Here is a 15856-nt window from a genome sequence, read left to right on the forward strand (position 1 = left end):
GGGCGCAGGCAGTAACGATTTTCCTCCTTCCAGAAACGTCAGCAGAAGCCCTTCCGTAATACCAAAAAAATCTTACTCTTAACAAAGTACTTTAACTTCCGATCGTAGCCATCAGCGCTGCATCAAGTTATTGAGCAATATTCAGCGTCAGATTTTCGTTACCCCTCCTTTTGCGCTGCTAAATCACAGTTATGTAAGACTTTTCCTTTACCGCGCGCCTTGACGGTGTGGTGGGCGCATTCCTATAGTGTGCGCAAGTGGCGGAAAGTGGCATGAAGTGGGTTTTTTGAGCTCAAAACGCTAAAATTTGGAGAAACGCTGACGTGTTTCGCGGAGCTAACGCTATCAGTCTCGACGCAAAAGGCCGTCTCGCTATGCCGAGCCGGTATCGCGACGAGCTCGTTTCGCGTAGTTCCGGGCAATTAATCGTCACGATCGATGCCGTTGATCCATGTTTGTGTGTTTACCCCCTCGATGAGTGGGAAATTATCGAAACCAAACTGCGCGCACTGCCTTCGCTTCGCGAGGAAAACCGCCGCCTGCAACGTTTACTGATTGGTAACGCCGTCGACCTCGAGCTCGATGGCAGTGGTCGTTTTCTGGTTCCGCCGCGTCTGCGTGAATATGCCAAGTTGGATAAGCGCGCGATGTTGGTTGGCCAGCTGAACAAGTTCCAATTATGGGACGAGGATGCCTGGGATGCGGTTTCTGCCGCTGACCTGGCTGCTATTCAACAACCGGGCGCCATGCCTGATGAACTGCGTGATTTAATTCTGTGACTATTGATAGCGGCTTCAACCACATCACCGTACTGCTTGACGAAGCCGTCGAGGCTCTCGCCGTACGTCCTGATGGCTGCTATCTGGACGGTACGTTCGGACGCGGCGGGCACAGCCGGTTGATCCTCAGCCAGCTGGGTCCCGATGGCCGGTTGCTGGGATTTGACAAAGATCCTCAAGCGATTGCCACCGGGCACACGCTGGCGGCCGAAGACGGCCGCTTTGTCGTTGTGCAGCGCAGCTTTGCCGAGCTGGGTTCGGAAGTTGCCGAGCGCGGTCTGGCCGGCAAGGTCAGCGGCATCCTGCTCGACCTCGGCGTGTCTTCCCCGCAGCTTGACGACCCGGAACGCGGTTTCAGCTTCCTCAACGACGGCCCGCTGGACATGCGCATGGATCCTTCCCGGGGGATCAGCGCTGCCGAATTCGTCAATACTGCGCCGGCGGAAGAAATCGCCCGGGTGTTCAAGGAATACGGCGAAGAACGTTTTTCCGGTCGCATGGCCCGTGCAGTTGCGGAGCGTCGCGACATCAAGCCATTCGAGCGCACCGCCGACCTGGCTGAAGTCCTGAAAGTCGCCAACCCGGCGTGGGAGAAGGGCAAGAACCCTGCTACCCGTGCGTTCCAGGGCCTGCGTATCCACGTCAACAACGAACTGGGCGACCTGGAGGCCGGTCTTGAAGCCGCCCTGGAATGCCTGGAAATCGGCGGCCGCCTGGTGGTGATCAGCTTCCACTCCCTCGAAGACCGCATCGTCAAACTGTTCATGCGCAAGCTGGTGAAAGGCGAAGCCGACAACCTGCCGCGCAACCTGCCGGTACGGCACGTGGCCTTCGAGCCTAAAATCAAAGTCCATGGCAAAGCGCAGTCCGCCTCCGAGGCCGAACTCAAAGCCAACCCTCGTTCCCGTAGCGCTGTCATGCGTGTCGCGGAGAAGTTGCGGTGAGCAAGCTTTTCGCCAAGCCACTTCCTGGCGGAAGCTTTTTCATGCTGCTGCTGTTTGTCGGTGTGCTCGTTTCGGCTATTGGCGTTTCCTACAGTGCGCACTGGAACCGTCAGCTGCTGAACTCGCTGTACAACGAATTGAGTGTGCGCGACAAGGCGCAGGCGGAGTGGGGCCGGTTGATTCTCGAGCAGAGCACCTGGACTGCCCACAGCCGTATCGAAGTCCTGGCCTCTGAGCAGCTGAAAATGCGTATTCCGGGCGCAGCCGAAGTGAAGATGGTGGCGCCATGATGAAACTCGAGGGCGCACTGTTCCCATGGCGGTTTCGCCTGGTGCTGGGCTTGCTCGGCGTCATGGTCGTGGCTATTTGCTGGCGCATTATCGACCTGCAAATCGTCGATCGTGCCTTCCTGAAAGGCCAGGGCGATGCGCGCAGCGTTCGTCACATCCCCATTCCTGCCCACCGTGGTCTGATCACCGACCGCAACGGTGAGCCTTTGGCGGTCAGTACCCCAGTCACCACGCTGTGGGCCAACGCCAAGGAAATGCAACAGGCCAAAGAGAAGTGGCCGGCTCTGGCGGCTGCGCTGGGCCAGGACCCAAAAGCCCTGAGCGAGCGCCTCGAAGCCCAGGCCAACAAGGAATTCATCTATCTGGTGCGTGGCCTGACCCCCGAACAGGGCCAATCGGTACTCGACCTGAAAGTGCCGGGCGTCTATGGCATCGAGGAGTTCCGGCGTTTCTATCCTGCCGGTGAAGTCACCGCGCACATGGTCGGCTTTACCGACATCGACGACCACGGTCGGGAAGGTGTGGAGCTGGCCTATGACGAATGGCTCGCCGGTGTCCCCGGCAAGCGCCAGGTCATCAAGGATCGGCGCGGCCGACTCATCAAGGATGTCCAGGTCACCAAAAACGCCAAGGCCGGCAAGCCCTTGGCGTTGTCGATTGACCTGCGCCTGCAATATCTGGCCAACCGCGAGCTGCGCAACGCGATCATCGAGAACGGTGCCAAGGCCGGCAGTCTGGTGATCATGGATGTGAAGAGCGGCGAGATTCTGGCCATGGTCAACCAGCCGACCTACAACCCCAATAATCGTCGCAACCTGCAACCGGCGATGATGCGCAACCGCGCAATGATCGACGTGTTCGAGCCAGGTTCGACGATGAAAGCGATTTCCATGAGCGCCGCGATTGAGTCCGGCCGCTGGAAGCCGACTGATACTGTCGAGGTGTACCCAGGCACCTTGCAGATCGGCAAGTACACCATCAAGGACGTTTCCAAGAGCGAAGGCCCGGTGCTCGACCTGACCGGCATCCTGATCAACTCCAGTAACGTCGGCATGAGCAAGATCGCGTTCGATATCGGTGGAGAAACCATTTTCCGCCTGGCGCAGAAAGTTGGCCTCGGCCAGGACACGGGCCTGGGCTTCCCGGGTGAGCGCGTTGGCAACCTGCCGAACTACCGTGAATGGCGCAAGGCTGAAACCGCCACGCTGTCCTACGGCTACGGTATTTCCGTGACCGCGATCCAGCTGGTCCACGCCTTTTCAGCCCTGGCCAACAACGGTCGCCTCGCGCCGCTGACCCTGATCAAGACCGACAAGGCGCCGCAGACCACACAAGTGCTGCCTGAGGCGGTTGCGAAGACCATGCAGACCATGTTGCAACAGGTGATCGAGGCCCCGCGTGGGGTATTCCGCGCGCAGGTGCCGGCCTATCACGTGGCCGGCAAGTCCGGTACAGCGCGCAAGACTTCGGTCGGCACCAAAGGCTACGCCGAGAATTCCTACCGCTCGCTGTTCGCCGGCTTCGGACCGATGAACGATCCGCGTTACGCAATCGTTGTAGTTATTGATGAACCTAGCAAAGCCGGTTATTTCGGTGGCCTGGTTTCGGCGCCAGTGTTCAGCAAAGTGATGTCCGGGACCTTGCGCCTGATGAACATCACCCCTGACAACCTGCCGCCGGTCCAGCAGGCCAACGCCGCACCGGTTGTTCCGCTGAAAGCCAATGGAGGGCGCGGCTGATGTCTCTTAGTCTGAACAAGATATTTGCCCACGCCGGACGCGATCTGTTGATCCGCGAACTGACCCTGGATAGCCGCAACGTACGCGCGGGCGACCTGTTCCTCGCTGTGCCTGGCGGCAAGTACGACGGTCGTGCGCACATCGCCGACGCCTTGCAGCGTGGCGCCGCAGCCGTGGCTTATGAAGTCGAAGGCGCCACCGTGCTGCCGATTACCGACGTGCCCCTGATTCCGGTCAAGGGCCTGGCGGCGCAGCTGTCGGACATCGCCGGGCGTTTCTACGGTGATCCGAGTCGCCACCTGAACCTGGTGGGCGTGACTGGCACCAACGGCAAGACCAGCGTCACCCAGCTGGTCGCGCAAGCCCTGGACCTGCTCGGTCAGCATTGCGGCATCGTTGGCACCCTGGGCAGCGGTTTCTACGGTGCCCTTGAAAGCGGCCTGCACACCACGCCAAACCCGATTGCCGTACAGGCCACTCTTGCCGACTTGAAAAAAGCCGGAGCCAAGGCCGTGGCCATGGAAGTCTCTTCCCACGGCCTCGATCAGGGCCGAGTGACTGCGCTGGCGTTCGACGTGGCAGTGATGACCAACCTGTCCCGCGACCACCTCGATTATCACGGCACCATGCAGGCTTACGCTGAAGCCAAGGCGAAGCTGTTTGCCTGGAATGATCTGAAATGCCGCGTAATTAATCTCGACGACGCATTCGGCCGCCAGCTGGCTGCGGACAAGCGCGAGTCGCGGCTGATCACCTATAGCCTCGAAGATTCCAGCGCCTACCTTTATTGCCGTGAAGCGCAGTTCGGCGACGAAGGTGTGCGCGCCACACTGGTCACGCCCCAGGGCGAACATCACCTGCGCAGCACGCTGCTGGGTCGGTTCAACCTGAGCAACGTGCTGGCTGCAGTCGGCGCCTTGCTCGGCCTGGACTATGCGCTGGACGAAATTCTCAAAGTGCTGCCCAAACTCGAAGGCCCGGTCGGTCGCATGCAGCGCCTGGGTGGCGGCGCGCAGCCTTTGGTAGTGGTCGATTACGCCCACACCCCGGACGCCCTGGAAAAAGTCTTGATGGCCCTGCGTCCCCACGCCAAGGGGCGCTTGCTGTGCCTGTTTGGCTGCGGCGGTGATCGCGATCGCGGCAAGCGCCCGCTGATGGCCGAAGTGGTCGAGCGCCTGGCAGATGGTGTGCTGGTAACCGACGACAACCCGCGCAGCGAAGACCCTTCGGTGATCTTCGATGACATCCGTGCCGGCTTCAGCGCTGTGGATAACGTCAGCTTTGTTGCAGGTCGTGGCCAGGCCATTGCCCAGCTGATCGCCAGCGCCTCGGTCGATGACGTGATCGTCCTGGCCGGCAAAGGCCATGAGGACTATCAGGAAATCAACGGCGAGCGCCACCCGTTCTCCGACCTGGTCGAGGCTGATCACGCCCTGACCGCATGGGAGGTGGCTCATGCTTGAAGCCTTGAAATTGAGCCAGCTGACCGGCGCGCTGAATGCCCGCCTGGTTAGCGCGGACGCGAGCTTTAATGGCGTCAGTATCGACAGCCGTGCTATCCAGCCTGGCCAGTTGTTCGTAGCCCTGACCGGCCCGCGATTCGACGGCCATGACTACCTCAACGACGTCGCCGCCAAAGGCGCAGTAGCCGCATTGGTCGAGCGTGAAGTCGCCGACAGTCCGCTGCCGCAACTGGTGGTGAAAGATACCCGCCAGGCCCTCGGCCAACTGGGCGCGATGAACCGTGTCGCCTTCACCCAGCCCGTGGCCGCCATTACCGGGTCCAGCGGCAAGACCACGGTCAAGGAAATGCTCGCGAGCATCCTGCGCACCCGTGGTCCGGTGCTGGCCACCCGTGGCAACCTGAACAATGACCTTGGCGCTCCGCTGACCCTGCTCGAACTGGCCCCGGAACATACCGCAGCAGTGATCGAACTCGGTGCTTCGCGCCTCGGCGAAATTGCCTACACCGTGGCCATGACCAAACCCCAGGTCGCCGTGTTGAACAACGCCGGTACCGCTCACGTTGGCGAGTTTGGCGGGCCGGACAAAATCGTCGAGGCCAAGGGCGAAATTATCGAAGGGCTGGATGCCGATGGCGTAGCCGTACTCAATCTCGATGACAAGGCCTTTGAAATCTGGAAGACCCGTGCCGCCGGGCGCAAAGTGCTGACCTTTGCCCTGAGCAATGTCGCCGCCGACTTCTACGCCAGTGACCTGGACCGCGACGCACGTGGCTGCCCGGCGTTCAATCTGCACAGTCCAGAAGGTGTGGAGCGCGTGCAACTGAACCTGCTCGGCACCCACAACGTCGCCAATGCCATGGCTGCGGCAGCGGCTGCCCACGCGCTGGGCGTGTCCCTGTTCGGCATTGCCACCGGCCTTGGCGCGGTGCAGCCGGTCAAGGGCCGCACCGTTGCGCAGCTGGCCAATAATGGCATGCGCGTCATTGATGACACTTACAACGCGAACCCCACCTCCATGTGCGCGGCCGTTGATATACTCGCCGGCTTTTCCGGTCGCACCGTCCTGGTGCTCGGGGATATCGGCGAGTTGGGCGAGTGGGCGGAGCAGGGGCACCGCGATGTGGGCGAATACGCCCGTGGCAAGGTTTCTGCGCTGTACGCGGTCGGGCCAAATATGGTCCATGCCGTAAACGCTTTTGGCGAGCAGGCCCGTCATTTCAGCACTCAGGCTGAACTGATCAAGGCTCTCGGCGCCGAGCAAGACACAAACACCACCATTTTGATCAAGGGCTCGCGCAGCGCTGCGATGGAAAACGTCGTTGCCGCTTTGTGCGAGTCCAGTTTGGAGAAACATTGATGCTGCTGCTGCTAGCGGAGTACATGCAACAGTTCTACAAAGGCTTCGCGGTCTTCCAGTACCTGACCCTGCGCGGGATCCTCGGTGTGCTGACCGCGCTGGTCTTGTCGCTGTGCTACGGCCCGTGGATGATCCGTACCCTGCAGAAGCGTCAGATCGGCCAATCGGTGCGTAACGACGGTCCGCAATCGCACCTGTCCAAATCGGGTACCCCGACCATGGGCGGCGCGTTGATCCTGTCTTCGATCGGCGTCAGTACCTTGCTCTGGGCTGACCTGAGCAACCGTTATGTCTGGACCGTATTGCTGGTGACCCTGCTGTTCGGCGCAATCGGCTGGGTGGATGACTACCGCAAGGTGATCGAGAAGAACTCCCGCGGCCTGCCGAGTCGCTGGAAATACTTCTGGCAGTCGGTGTTCGGCCTGGGCGCGGCGATCTTCCTGTTCATGACCGCCACCACGCCAGTGGAAACCACGCTGATCCTGCCGATGCTAAAGGACTACAGCATTCCCCTGGGCGCAGGTTTCATTGTCCTGACCTACTTCGTCATCGTCGGTTCGAGCAACGCGGTCAACCTGACCGACGGCCTCGACGGCCTGGCGATCATGCCGACCGTGATGGTTGGCGGCGGGCTGGGGATCTTCTGCTACCTGTCCGGTAACGTGAAATTCGCTGAATACCTGTTGATTCCTTATGTACCGGGCGCCGGTGAGCTGATCGTATTCTGCGGCGCGCTGATCGGCGCGGGCCTGGGGTTCCTCTGGTTCAACACCTATCCAGCGCAGGTCTTCATGGGTGACGTCGGCGCGCTGGCGCTGGGTGCTGCCCTGGGCACCATCGCGGTGATCGTTCGCCAGGAAATCGTCCTGTTCATCATGGGCGGCGTGTTCGTGATGGAGACCTTGTCGGTGGTCATCCAGGTTGCATCCTTCAAGTTGACCGGTCGCCGGGTATTTCGCATGGCACCGATCCACCACCATTTTGAACTCAAGGGCTGGCCCGAGCCGCGCGTGATCGTCCGTTTCTGGATCATCACCGTGATTCTCGTACTGGTTGGCCTTGCCACCCTGAAGCTGAGGTAGAACGAGTGTCTCTGATCGCTTCTGACCACTTCCGCATCGTTGTCGGCCTCGGCAAGAGCGGCATGTCCCTGGTTCGCTTCCTGGCGAACCGTGGCACGTCGTTTGCCGTGGCCGATACGCGGGACAATCCACCGGAACTGGACACGCTCAAGCGTGACTATCCGCACGTGGAAGTGCGTTGTGGCGAGCTTGACGTCGAGTTCCTGTGCCGCGCCGACGAGCTCTACGTGAGCCCCGGCCTGGCGTTGGCGACCCCGGCCCTGCAGGCTGCTGCCGCCCGTGGGGTGAAATTGTCCGGTGACATCGAGCTGTTCGCGCGTAACGCGAAGGCGCCGATCGTTGCCATCAGCGGTTCCAACGCGAAGAGCACCGTGACCACCCTCGTCGGCGAAATGGCTGCGGCGGCTGGCAAGCGTGTGGCAGTTGGCGGCAACCTCGGCACGCCGGCGCTGGACCTGCTGAGCGACGATGTCGAGCTGTACGTGATGGAACTGTCGAGCTTCCAGCTCGAAACCACCGATCAGCTCAACGCCGAAGTGGCGACCGTGCTCAACGTCAGCGAAGACCACATGGACCGCTACAGCGGCCTGCCGGCTTATCACCTGGCCAAGCATCGGATCTTCCGCGGCGCCCGGCAGTTCGTGGTCAATCGTCAGGACGCCCTGAGCCGTCCGCTGATGGGCGAAGGCCAGCCATGCTGGACGTTCGGCTTGGGCAAACCTGATTTCAAGGCGTTTGGTATCCGCGAAGAAGACGGCGAGAAGTACCTGGCCTTCGAGTTCCAGAACCTGATGCCGGTGCGCGAGTTGAAGATTCGTGGCGCGCACAACCAGTCCAACGCCCTGGCGGCACTGGCGCTGGGGCACGCCGTGGGCCTGCCGTTCGACGCCATGCTCTCGAGCCTGCGCACCTTTGCCGGCCTTGAGCACCGTTGCCAATGGGTCCGCGACCTGGATGGCGTGGGCTACTACAACGACTCCAAGGCCACCAACGTCGGCGCCGCGCTTGCAGCCATCGAAGGCCTGGGTGCAGACATCGATGGCAAGGTCGTGCTGATCGCCGGTGGCGACGGCAAAGGTGCCGAGTTCGGTGATCTGCGTGATCCGGTAGCGGCCAACTGCCGCGCCGTGATCCTGATGGGCCGCGACTCCGACAAGATCGGTGCGGCCATCGGCGACCGCGTGCCGCTGATCCGCGCCGGTTCTCTGGTCGAGGCGGTAGAGCAATGCCGCGCCGCTGCCCATCCGGGCGATGTGGTGCTGCTGTCGCCAGCCTGCGCCAGTTTCGACATGTTCAAGAATTATGAAGACCGTGGTCACCAGTTCGTCCGCGCCGTGGAGGAACTGGCATGAGCCTGCTCAATATCATCAAGCCGTACCCGTCGCCGATCATCACTGGGCGCGGCATCGACCTCGACTTCCCGATGCTCGCCGGTTGCCTGGCATTGCTCGGCCTCGGCCTGGTGATGATTGCCTCGGCGTCGACCGAAGTCGCCGCCGTGCAATCGGGCAGCGCGCTGTACTACATGATCCGCCACCTGATCTACGTGCTGCTGGGCCTGGGCGCCTGCATCGTCACCATGATGATCCCGATCGCTACCTGGCAACGCCTGGGCTGGCTGATGCTGCTGGGTGCGTTCGGTTTGCTGGTGATGGTGATCATCCCCGGCATTGGCCGCGAAGTGAATGGTTCGATGCGCTGGATCGGCTTCAGCTTCTTTAACGTCCAGCCTTCCGAGATCGCCAAGGTATTCGTGGTGATCTACCTCGCCGGTTACCTGGTACGTCGCCAGAAAGAAGTGCGGGAAAGCTGGATGGGCTTTTTCAAGCCGTTCATCGTGCTGTTGCCAATGGCCGGGCTGTTGCTGATGGAGCCGGACTTCGGCGCCACCGTCGTGATGATGGGCGCCGCTGCGGCCATGCTGTTCCTGGGCGGGGTCGGCTTGTTCCGCTTTCTGCTGATGGTGCTGCTGGCCGTCGGTGCCGTGGTGCTGTTGATTCAGATGCAGCCGTACCGGATGGCGCGTCTGACCAACTTCGCTGACCCATGGGCCGACCAGTTCGGCGCCGGCTACCAGCTGTCCCAGGCGTTGATCGCTTTCGGTCGGGGCGAGTGGCTGGGCGTCGGCCTGGGCAACAGCGTGCAGAAGCAGTTCTACCTGCCCGAAGCCCACACCGACTTCGTGTTCTCGGTCCTGGCCGAAGAGCTCGGTGCCGTCGGTTCGCTGTGCACGGTGGCGCTGTTCGCCTTCGTCTGTGTACGCGGCATGTACATCGGTTACTGGGCCGAAAAATCCAAACAGTTTTTTGCCGCCTACATCGCCTATGGCTTGTCGTTCCTGTGGATCTTCCAGTTCCTGATCAACATCGGCGTGAACGTTGGCCTGTTGCCGACCAAGGGCCTGACCTTGCCGTTCCTCAGCTATGGCGGCAGTTCGTTGGTGATCTGCTGCGCCTGCCTGGGGCTGTTGCTGCGCATCGAGTGGGAGAGTCGAACCCACCTGGGCAGCGAAGAGATGGAATTCCAGGAAAGCGACTTCGCCGAGGAGCCAAACCATGGGCGCTAACGTGCTGATCATGGCGGGCGGTACCGGTGGCCACGTGTTCCCGGCGCTGGCCTGTGCCCGCGAGTTCCAGGCCCGCGGTTACACCGTGCACTGGCTCGGCACGCCGCGGGGCATCGAGAATGAGCTGGTGCCGATGGCCGGTATCGAGCTGCATCGCATCAATGCCCGCGGCCTGCGTGGCAAGGGCAAGTTGTCGCTGCTCATGGCACCGTTCATGTTGCTCAAGTCGGTCTGGCAGGCGCGGGCGATCATTCGCCAGCTGCGGCCAGTCTGCGTGGTCGGCTTTGGTGGTTATGTGACCGGCCCTGGTGGCGTTGCCGCCAAACTGGCTGGCGTACCGGTGATTGTTCACGAGCAGAACGCGGTGGCCGGTACCGCCAATCGGTTGCTGGTGCCGTTGGCCGCCCGGGTGTGTGAAGCATTCCCCGACACCTTTACCCTGTCGGACAGCCGCCGTACCACCGGTAATCCGGTACGTACCGAGCTGTTCCTCGACACTCCGCGCTCGGCTTTGGCCGGTCGCAAGGCGCGTTTGCTGATCCTGGGCGGAAGCCTGGGCGCAGAGCCATTGAACAAGTTGCTGCCTGAAGCCCTGGCCCAAGTCGCTGCCGACCTGCGCCCGGAAGTGTTTCATCAGGCCGGCAAAAACCACGATGAAGTGACTGCAGAGCGCTATCGCGCGGCCGGCGTCGAAGCGCAGGTGCAGCCTTTCATCAAAGACATGGCCCAAGCCTATGGCTGGGCCGACCTGGTGGTGTGCCGTGCAGGCGCGCTGACCATCAGTGAACTGGCTGCCGCCGGTCTGCCCTCGATGCTGGTGCCTCTGCCCCACGCCATCGACGATCACCAGACCCGCAATGCCGATTATTTGGCCCGTGAAGGCGCTGCCTTCCTGATGCCACAAAGAACGACCGGCGCTGCGGATCTTGCCGCACGCCTGACAGAGGTCCTGATGCAACCGCAACGACTCAATGACATGGCCACCGCGGCCCGCCGCCTGGCCAAACCTGATGCTACCCGCAACGTTGTCGACACCTGCCTGGAGGTGGCCCATGGTTGAGAATCAGAAAGCCATGCCGCATCCGGAAATGCGCCGCATCCGTCGTATCCACTTCGTCGGTATCGGCGGCGTGGGCATGTGCGGGATTGCCGAAGTGTTGTTGAACCTGGGCTATGAAGTGTCCGGTTCCGACCTCAAGGCTTCGCCGGTGACCGAGCGTCTCGAGTCCTTTGGTGCCCACATCTATATCGGCCACCGTGCCGAAAACGCTGCAGCTGCCGATGTACTGGTCACGTCGAGCGCGGTGAACACTTCCAACCCGGAAGTTGCCACTGCCCTGGAACGTCGTATTCCAGTGGTGCCGCGCGCCGAAATGCTGGCCGAGCTGATGCGCTACCGTCACGGCATTGCCGTCGCCGGTACCCACGGCAAAACCACCACCACCAGCCTGATCGCCTCGGTGTTCGCGGCCGGTGGCCTGGACCCGACGTTCGTAATCGGTGGGCGTCTGAATGCAGCGGGCACCAATGCTCAGCTGGGCACCAGCCGCTACCTGATCGCCGAAGCCGATGAAAGCGACGCCAGCTTCCTGCACTTGCAGCCGCTGGTGGCCGTGGTCACCAACATCGACGCCGATCACATGGCGACCTACGACGGTGACTTCAACAAACTGAAGAAAACCTTCGTCGAGTTCCTCCACAACCTGCCGTTCTACGGTCTGGCGGTGGTGTGCCTGGACGATCCGGTAGTGCGCGAGATTCTCCCGCTGGTCAAGCGTCCGACCGTTACCTACGGCTTCGGCGACGACTGCGACGTGCGTGCGATCAATGTACGCCAGCAGGGCATGCAGACCTTTTTCACCGTCCTGCGCCCCGAGCGCGAGCCGTTGGATGTCTCGGTGAACATGCCGGGCAACCACAACGTGTTGAATGCCCTGGCGACCATCTGCATCGCCAGCGACGAGGGCGTCAGCGATGAAGCCATCGTCCAGGGCCTGTCAGGCTTCCAGGGTGTCGGCCGACGCTTCCAGGTCTACGGCGAACTGCCAGTCGACGGCGGCAACGTGATGCTGGTGGACGACTACGGTCACCACCCGACCGAAGTCGCCGCGGTGATCAAGGCCGTGCGTGGTGGCTGGCCGGAGCGCCGCCTGGTGATGGTCTACCAGCCGCATCGCTACAGCCGCACCCGCGACCTTTACGACGATTTCGTCAATGTCCTGGCCGATGCCAACGTGCTGCTGCTGATGGAAGTCTATCCGGCCGGTGAAGAGCCGATCCCGGGCGCTGACAGCCGCAAGCTGTGCAACAGCATCCGCCAGCGCGGTCAGCTCGATCCGATCTACATCGAGCGCGGTGTTGATCTCGCGCCGATCGTCAAGCCGCTGCTGCGTGCCGGCGACATCCTGCTGTGCCAGGGTGCCGGTGATATCGGCGGCCTCGCGCCAAAACTGTTGAACAGTCCGTTATTCGTTGGCGCCGTTGCTGCGCCGAGTGTGGGGAAGTTGAAATGACCGCTGCATACGCCAACCTCTTTTCCACTATCGCGCCGAAAGACTTCGGTCGGGTCGCCGTGCTGTTCGGTGGCAAGAGCGCCGAACGTGAGGTGTCCCTGAAGTCGGGTAATGCCGTACTCGAGGCGCTGCAAAGCGCCGGAGTCAATGCGTTCGGCCTCGACGTGGGCGATGACCTGTTGCAGCGCTTGCTCGCCGAAAAGATCGACCGTGCCTTTATCATTCTCCACGGTCGTGGCGGTGAAGACGGCAGCATGCAGGGCTTGCTCGAATGCCTGGGCATCCCGTACACCGGCAGCGGCATCCTGGCTTCGGCACTGGCGATGGACAAGCTGCGGACCAAGCAGGTCTGGCACAGCCTCGGCATTCCGACGCCGCGTCACGCCGTGCTGTGCAGCGAGGCCGATTGTATTTCTGCAGCGACGGAACTGGGCTTCCCTTTGATCGTCAAACCGGCCCATGAAGGTTCAAGTATCGGCATGGCCAAAGTGACTTCCGCGTCCGAGTTGATCGACGCCTGGAAAGCGGCCAGTACCTACGATTCGCAAGTGTTGGTCGAGCAATGGATTCAAGGTCCGGAGTTCACCATCGCCACCCTGCGTGACCAGGTGTTGCCTCCAATTGCCCTGGGCACCACGCACAGCTTCTACGACTACGACGCCAAGTACGTGGCTTCCGATACCCAGTACCGGATCCCGTGCGGCCTCGACAGCAACAAAGAGAAAGAATTGATCGACCTCACGGCGAAAGCCTGTGAGGCGCTGGGTATCGCCGGTTGGGGCAGGGCAGACGTGATGCAGGACGCCGAAGGGCAGTTCTGGTTTCTCGAAGTCAATACCGCGCCGGGCATGACCGATCACAGCCTGGTGCCGATGGCGGCCCGTGCTGCCGGTCTGGATTTCCAGCAACTGGTCCTGGCCATTTTGGCCGCCAGCCTAGAGCCGCGAGGTTAAGACCATGCAAGGCGCCCAGCTGAGACATCAGCCTCCCGCACCGCCCGGCCGCAAGCCGGTGCCGCGGGGTGCAAGCCGAATGGTGGCCAAAGAGCCGATGTCCGCGCGCCTGCCGAAAGCCAATTTCGGTTTTCTCAAAGCCCTGTTCTGGCCGGTGCTGCTGGTCGCCCTGGGGTACGGCACTTACGAAGGTGCACAGCGCTTGCTGCCGTACGCCGACCGGCCGATCACCAAGATCGCCGTGCAGGGCGACCTGAGCTACATCAGTCAGCAAGCGGTGCAGCAGCGGATCGCGCCATTTGTGGCGGCGAGCTTCTTCACCATCGACCTGGCGAGCATGCGCACCGAGCTGGAACAGATGCCATGGATTGCCCACGCCGAAGTGCGTCGGGTGTGGCCGGACCAGGTGGTGATCCGCCTGGAAGAGCAACTGCCGGTGGCCCGTTGGGGCGACGAGTCGTTGTTGAACAACCAGGGCCAGGCGTTTACCCCGCGCGAGCTGGCGAACTACGAACACTTGCCACAGCTGTTCGGCCCACAACGGGCCCAGCAGCAAGTGATGCAGCAGTACCAGGTGCTGAGCCAGATGCTCAGGCCGTTGGGCTTCTCGATTGCACGCCTGGAATTGCGTGAACGCGGCAGCTGGTTCCTGACCACCGGAGCTGGCAGTGCAGGCCCAGGCATCGAACTGCTGCTGGGCCGCGGCAAGCTGGTGGAAAAGATGCGCCGCTTCTTTGCCATCTACGACAAGACGCTTAAAGAACAGATTACGAACATTGCGCGCATCGATCTGCGCTACGCCAACGGCCTCGCTGTTGGCTGGCGGGAACCTGTAGCGCCCACGGCAGCCCAACCCGCTGTCGCGAAGAATTAAGAAGAGGCAGGACCCATGGCAAACGTGCAAAGCGGCAAAATGATCGTCGGTCTGGATATCGGCACTTCCAAGGTGGTGGCGCTGGTCGGCGAGGTCGCGGACGATGGCACGCTGGAAATCGTCGGGATCGGTACGCACCCGTCCCGCGGCCTGAAGAAAGGCGTGGTGGTGAACATCGAGTCCACCGTGCAATCGATCCAGCGCGCGATTGAAGAAGCGCAGCTGATGGCCGGTTGCCGGATCCACTCGGCGTTCGTCGGCGTGGCGGGCAATCACATCCGCAGCCTGAACTCCCACGGCATCGTGGCAATTCGGGATCGCGAAGTCAGCTCCGCCGACCTTGAGCGCGTCCTCGACGCTGCCCAGGCCGTGGCCATCCCGGCTGACCAGCGTGTGCTGCACACCCTGCCGCAGGATTACGTGATCGATAACCAGGAAGGCGTTCGTGAGCCCCTGGGCATGTCCGGCGTACGTCTGGAAGCCAAGGTTCACGTGGTCACCTGCGCCGTCAACGCCGCACAGAACATTGAAAAATGCGTGCGCCGCTGCGGCCTGGAAATCGACGACATCATCCTCGAGCAGCTGGCTTCCGCGTACTCGGTGCTGACCGACGACGAGAAAGAGCTGGGCGTGTGCCTGGTGGACATCGGTGGCGGCACCACCGACATCGCGATCTTCACCGAAGGCGCGATCCGCCACACCGCCGTGATCCCGATTGCGGGCGACCAGGTGACCAACGACATCGCCATGGCGTTGCGCACCCCGACCCAGTACGCCGAAGAGATCAAGATTCGCTACGCCTGCGCCCTGGCCAAACTGGCCGGTGCCGGTGAAACCATCAAGGTGCCAAGTGTCGGCGACCGTCCGCCGCGTGAGCTGTCCCGCCAGGCCCTGGCCGAAGTGGTCGAGCCGCGTTACGACGAACTGTTCACCCTGATCCAGGCCGAGCTGCGCCGCAGTGGCTACGAAGACCTGATCCCGGCCGGCATCGTGCTGACCGGCGGCACCTCGAAAATGGAAGGCGCGGTCGAACTGGCCGAGGAAATCTTCCACATGCCGGTCCGCCTGGGCGTGCCCCATGGCGTCAAGGGCCTGGATGACGTGGTGCGCAACCCGATCTATTCCACCGGCGTGGGCCTGTTGATGTACGGCCTGCAGAAGCAGTCCGACGGGATTTCGTTCTCGGGCATCAGCAGCCGCGACAGCTACAGCAATGAAGAGCCGAAACCCGCCTTGCTCGATCGCATCAAGAGCTGGGTTCAAGGCAACTTCTAAAGAATTACCGCAACACCG

General features: G+C 61.9%; 14 protein-coding genes. All 14 read left to right on the forward strand.

The window, feature by feature from the left end; genetic code table 11:
* The first annotated feature begins 323 nt into the window (after positions 1-323).
* The 14 genes from mraZ to ftsA are packed head-to-tail and all read left to right on the forward strand — an operon-like array spanning position 324 to position 15838.
* Positions 324-779, forward strand: a complete 456-nt coding sequence (gene mraZ, locus ACYZTK_RS20170; RefSeq protein ID WP_008147486.1) for a division/cell wall cluster transcriptional repressor MraZ — start codon at positions 324-326, stop codon at positions 777-779.
* Positions 776-1723 (forward strand): 16S rRNA (cytosine(1402)-N(4))-methyltransferase RsmH, encoded by a 948-nt coding sequence (rsmH, locus tag ACYZTK_RS20175; RefSeq protein WP_462011439.1) that lies wholly within the window; start codon positions 776-778, stop codon positions 1721-1723. Before mraZ ends, rsmH begins: the two co-directional genes overlap by 4 nt.
* Positions 1720-2013, forward strand: a complete 294-nt coding sequence (ftsL, locus tag ACYZTK_RS20180; protein ID WP_223515297.1) for a cell division protein FtsL — start codon at positions 1720-1722, stop codon at positions 2011-2013. Before rsmH ends, ftsL begins: the two co-directional genes overlap by 4 nt.
* A complete protein-coding gene (locus ACYZTK_RS20185; RefSeq protein WP_462014939.1) occupies positions 2013-3752 on the forward strand; it encodes a peptidoglycan D,D-transpeptidase FtsI family protein in 1740 nt (579 codons plus the stop codon). The genes ftsL and ACYZTK_RS20185 overlap by 1 nt, the downstream gene beginning before the upstream one ends.
* Complete coding sequence (locus tag ACYZTK_RS20190) at positions 3752-5215, forward strand: UDP-N-acetylmuramoyl-L-alanyl-D-glutamate--2,6-diaminopimelate ligase (RefSeq protein WP_462011441.1); 1464 nt, start codon at positions 3752-3754, stop codon at positions 5213-5215. Before ACYZTK_RS20185 ends, ACYZTK_RS20190 begins: the two co-directional genes overlap by 1 nt.
* Positions 5208-6575 carry a UDP-N-acetylmuramoyl-tripeptide--D-alanyl-D-alanine ligase gene (locus ACYZTK_RS20195; protein WP_462011442.1) on the forward strand — a complete coding sequence of 456 codons (1368 nt, stop codon included), beginning with the start codon at positions 5208-5210 and terminating at the stop codon, positions 6573-6575. The genes ACYZTK_RS20190 and ACYZTK_RS20195 overlap by 8 nt, the downstream gene beginning before the upstream one ends.
* Positions 6575-7657 carry a phospho-N-acetylmuramoyl-pentapeptide-transferase gene (gene mraY, locus ACYZTK_RS20200; RefSeq protein WP_045059287.1) on the forward strand — a complete coding sequence of 361 codons (1083 nt, stop codon included), beginning with the start codon at positions 6575-6577 and terminating at the stop codon, positions 7655-7657. Before ACYZTK_RS20195 ends, mraY begins: the two co-directional genes overlap by 1 nt.
* 5 nt (positions 7658-7662) lie before the next feature.
* Positions 7663-9009: a UDP-N-acetylmuramoyl-L-alanine--D-glutamate ligase gene (murD, locus tag ACYZTK_RS20205; protein ID WP_462011444.1), complete on the forward strand. Its 1347-nt coding sequence runs from the start codon at positions 7663-7665 to the stop codon at positions 9007-9009.
* The gene (gene ftsW, locus ACYZTK_RS20210; protein WP_462011445.1) at positions 9006-10223 is read left to right on the forward strand and encodes a putative lipid II flippase FtsW; all 1218 of its coding nucleotides are present in this window, start codon (positions 9006-9008) and stop codon (positions 10221-10223) included. The genes murD and ftsW overlap by 4 nt, the downstream gene beginning before the upstream one ends.
* On the forward strand, positions 10213-11283 hold the full coding sequence (gene murG / locus ACYZTK_RS20215) for an undecaprenyldiphospho-muramoylpentapeptide beta-N-acetylglucosaminyltransferase (protein WP_462011446.1): 1071 nt from the start codon (positions 10213-10215) through the stop codon (positions 11281-11283). The genes ftsW and murG overlap by 11 nt, the downstream gene beginning before the upstream one ends.
* Positions 11276-12736, forward strand: a complete 1461-nt coding sequence (murC, locus tag ACYZTK_RS20220) for a UDP-N-acetylmuramate--L-alanine ligase (protein WP_462011447.1) — start codon at positions 11276-11278, stop codon at positions 12734-12736. The genes murG and murC overlap by 8 nt, the downstream gene beginning before the upstream one ends.
* Positions 12733-13689, forward strand: a complete 957-nt coding sequence (locus tag ACYZTK_RS20225; RefSeq protein WP_462011448.1) for a D-alanine--D-alanine ligase — start codon at positions 12733-12735, stop codon at positions 13687-13689. Before murC ends, ACYZTK_RS20225 begins: the two co-directional genes overlap by 4 nt.
* Positions 13690-13693: 4 nt before the next feature.
* Positions 13694-14563 (forward strand): cell division protein FtsQ/DivIB, encoded by an 870-nt coding sequence (locus ACYZTK_RS20230; protein ID WP_462011449.1) that lies wholly within the window; start codon positions 13694-13696, stop codon positions 14561-14563.
* A gap of 15 nt (positions 14564-14578) precedes the next feature.
* Complete coding sequence (ftsA, locus tag ACYZTK_RS20235; RefSeq protein ID WP_462011450.1) at positions 14579-15838, forward strand: cell division protein FtsA; 1260 nt, start codon at positions 14579-14581, stop codon at positions 15836-15838.
* The last annotated feature ends 18 nt before the right edge of the window (positions 15839-15856 follow it).

Source organism: Pseudomonas sp. LB3P31, from assembly GCF_054897945.1.

What these genes read in the sequence shown, in the direction of transcription:
- ACYZTK_RS20185 (WP_462014939.1), top strand. Translation starts at nt 2,013, where the DNA reads ATGAAACTCGAGGGCGCACTGTTCCCATGGCGGTTTCGCCTGGTGCTG.
- ACYZTK_RS20190 (WP_462011441.1), top strand. Translation starts at nt 3,752, where the DNA reads ATGTCTCTTAGTCTGAACAAGATATTTGCCCACGCCGGACGCGATCTG.
- ACYZTK_RS20195 (WP_462011442.1), top strand. Translation starts at nt 5,208, where the DNA reads ATGCTTGAAGCCTTGAAATTGAGCCAGCTGACCGGCGCGCTGAATGCC.
- mraY (WP_045059287.1), top strand. Translation starts at nt 6,575, where the DNA reads ATGCTGCTGCTGCTAGCGGAGTACATGCAACAGTTCTACAAAGGCTTC.
- ftsW (WP_462011445.1), top strand. Translation starts at nt 9,006, where the DNA reads ATGAGCCTGCTCAATATCATCAAGCCGTACCCGTCGCCGATCATCACT.
- murG (WP_462011446.1), top strand. Translation starts at nt 10,213, where the DNA reads ATGGGCGCTAACGTGCTGATCATGGCGGGCGGTACCGGTGGCCACGTG.
- murC (WP_462011447.1), top strand. Translation starts at nt 11,276, where the DNA reads ATGGTTGAGAATCAGAAAGCCATGCCGCATCCGGAAATGCGCCGCATC.
- ACYZTK_RS20225 (WP_462011448.1), top strand. Translation starts at nt 12,733, where the DNA reads ATGACCGCTGCATACGCCAACCTCTTTTCCACTATCGCGCCGAAAGAC.
- ACYZTK_RS20230 (WP_462011449.1), top strand. Translation starts at nt 13,694, where the DNA reads ATGCAAGGCGCCCAGCTGAGACATCAGCCTCCCGCACCGCCCGGCCGC.
- ftsA (WP_462011450.1), top strand. Translation starts at nt 14,579, where the DNA reads ATGGCAAACGTGCAAAGCGGCAAAATGATCGTCGGTCTGGATATCGGC.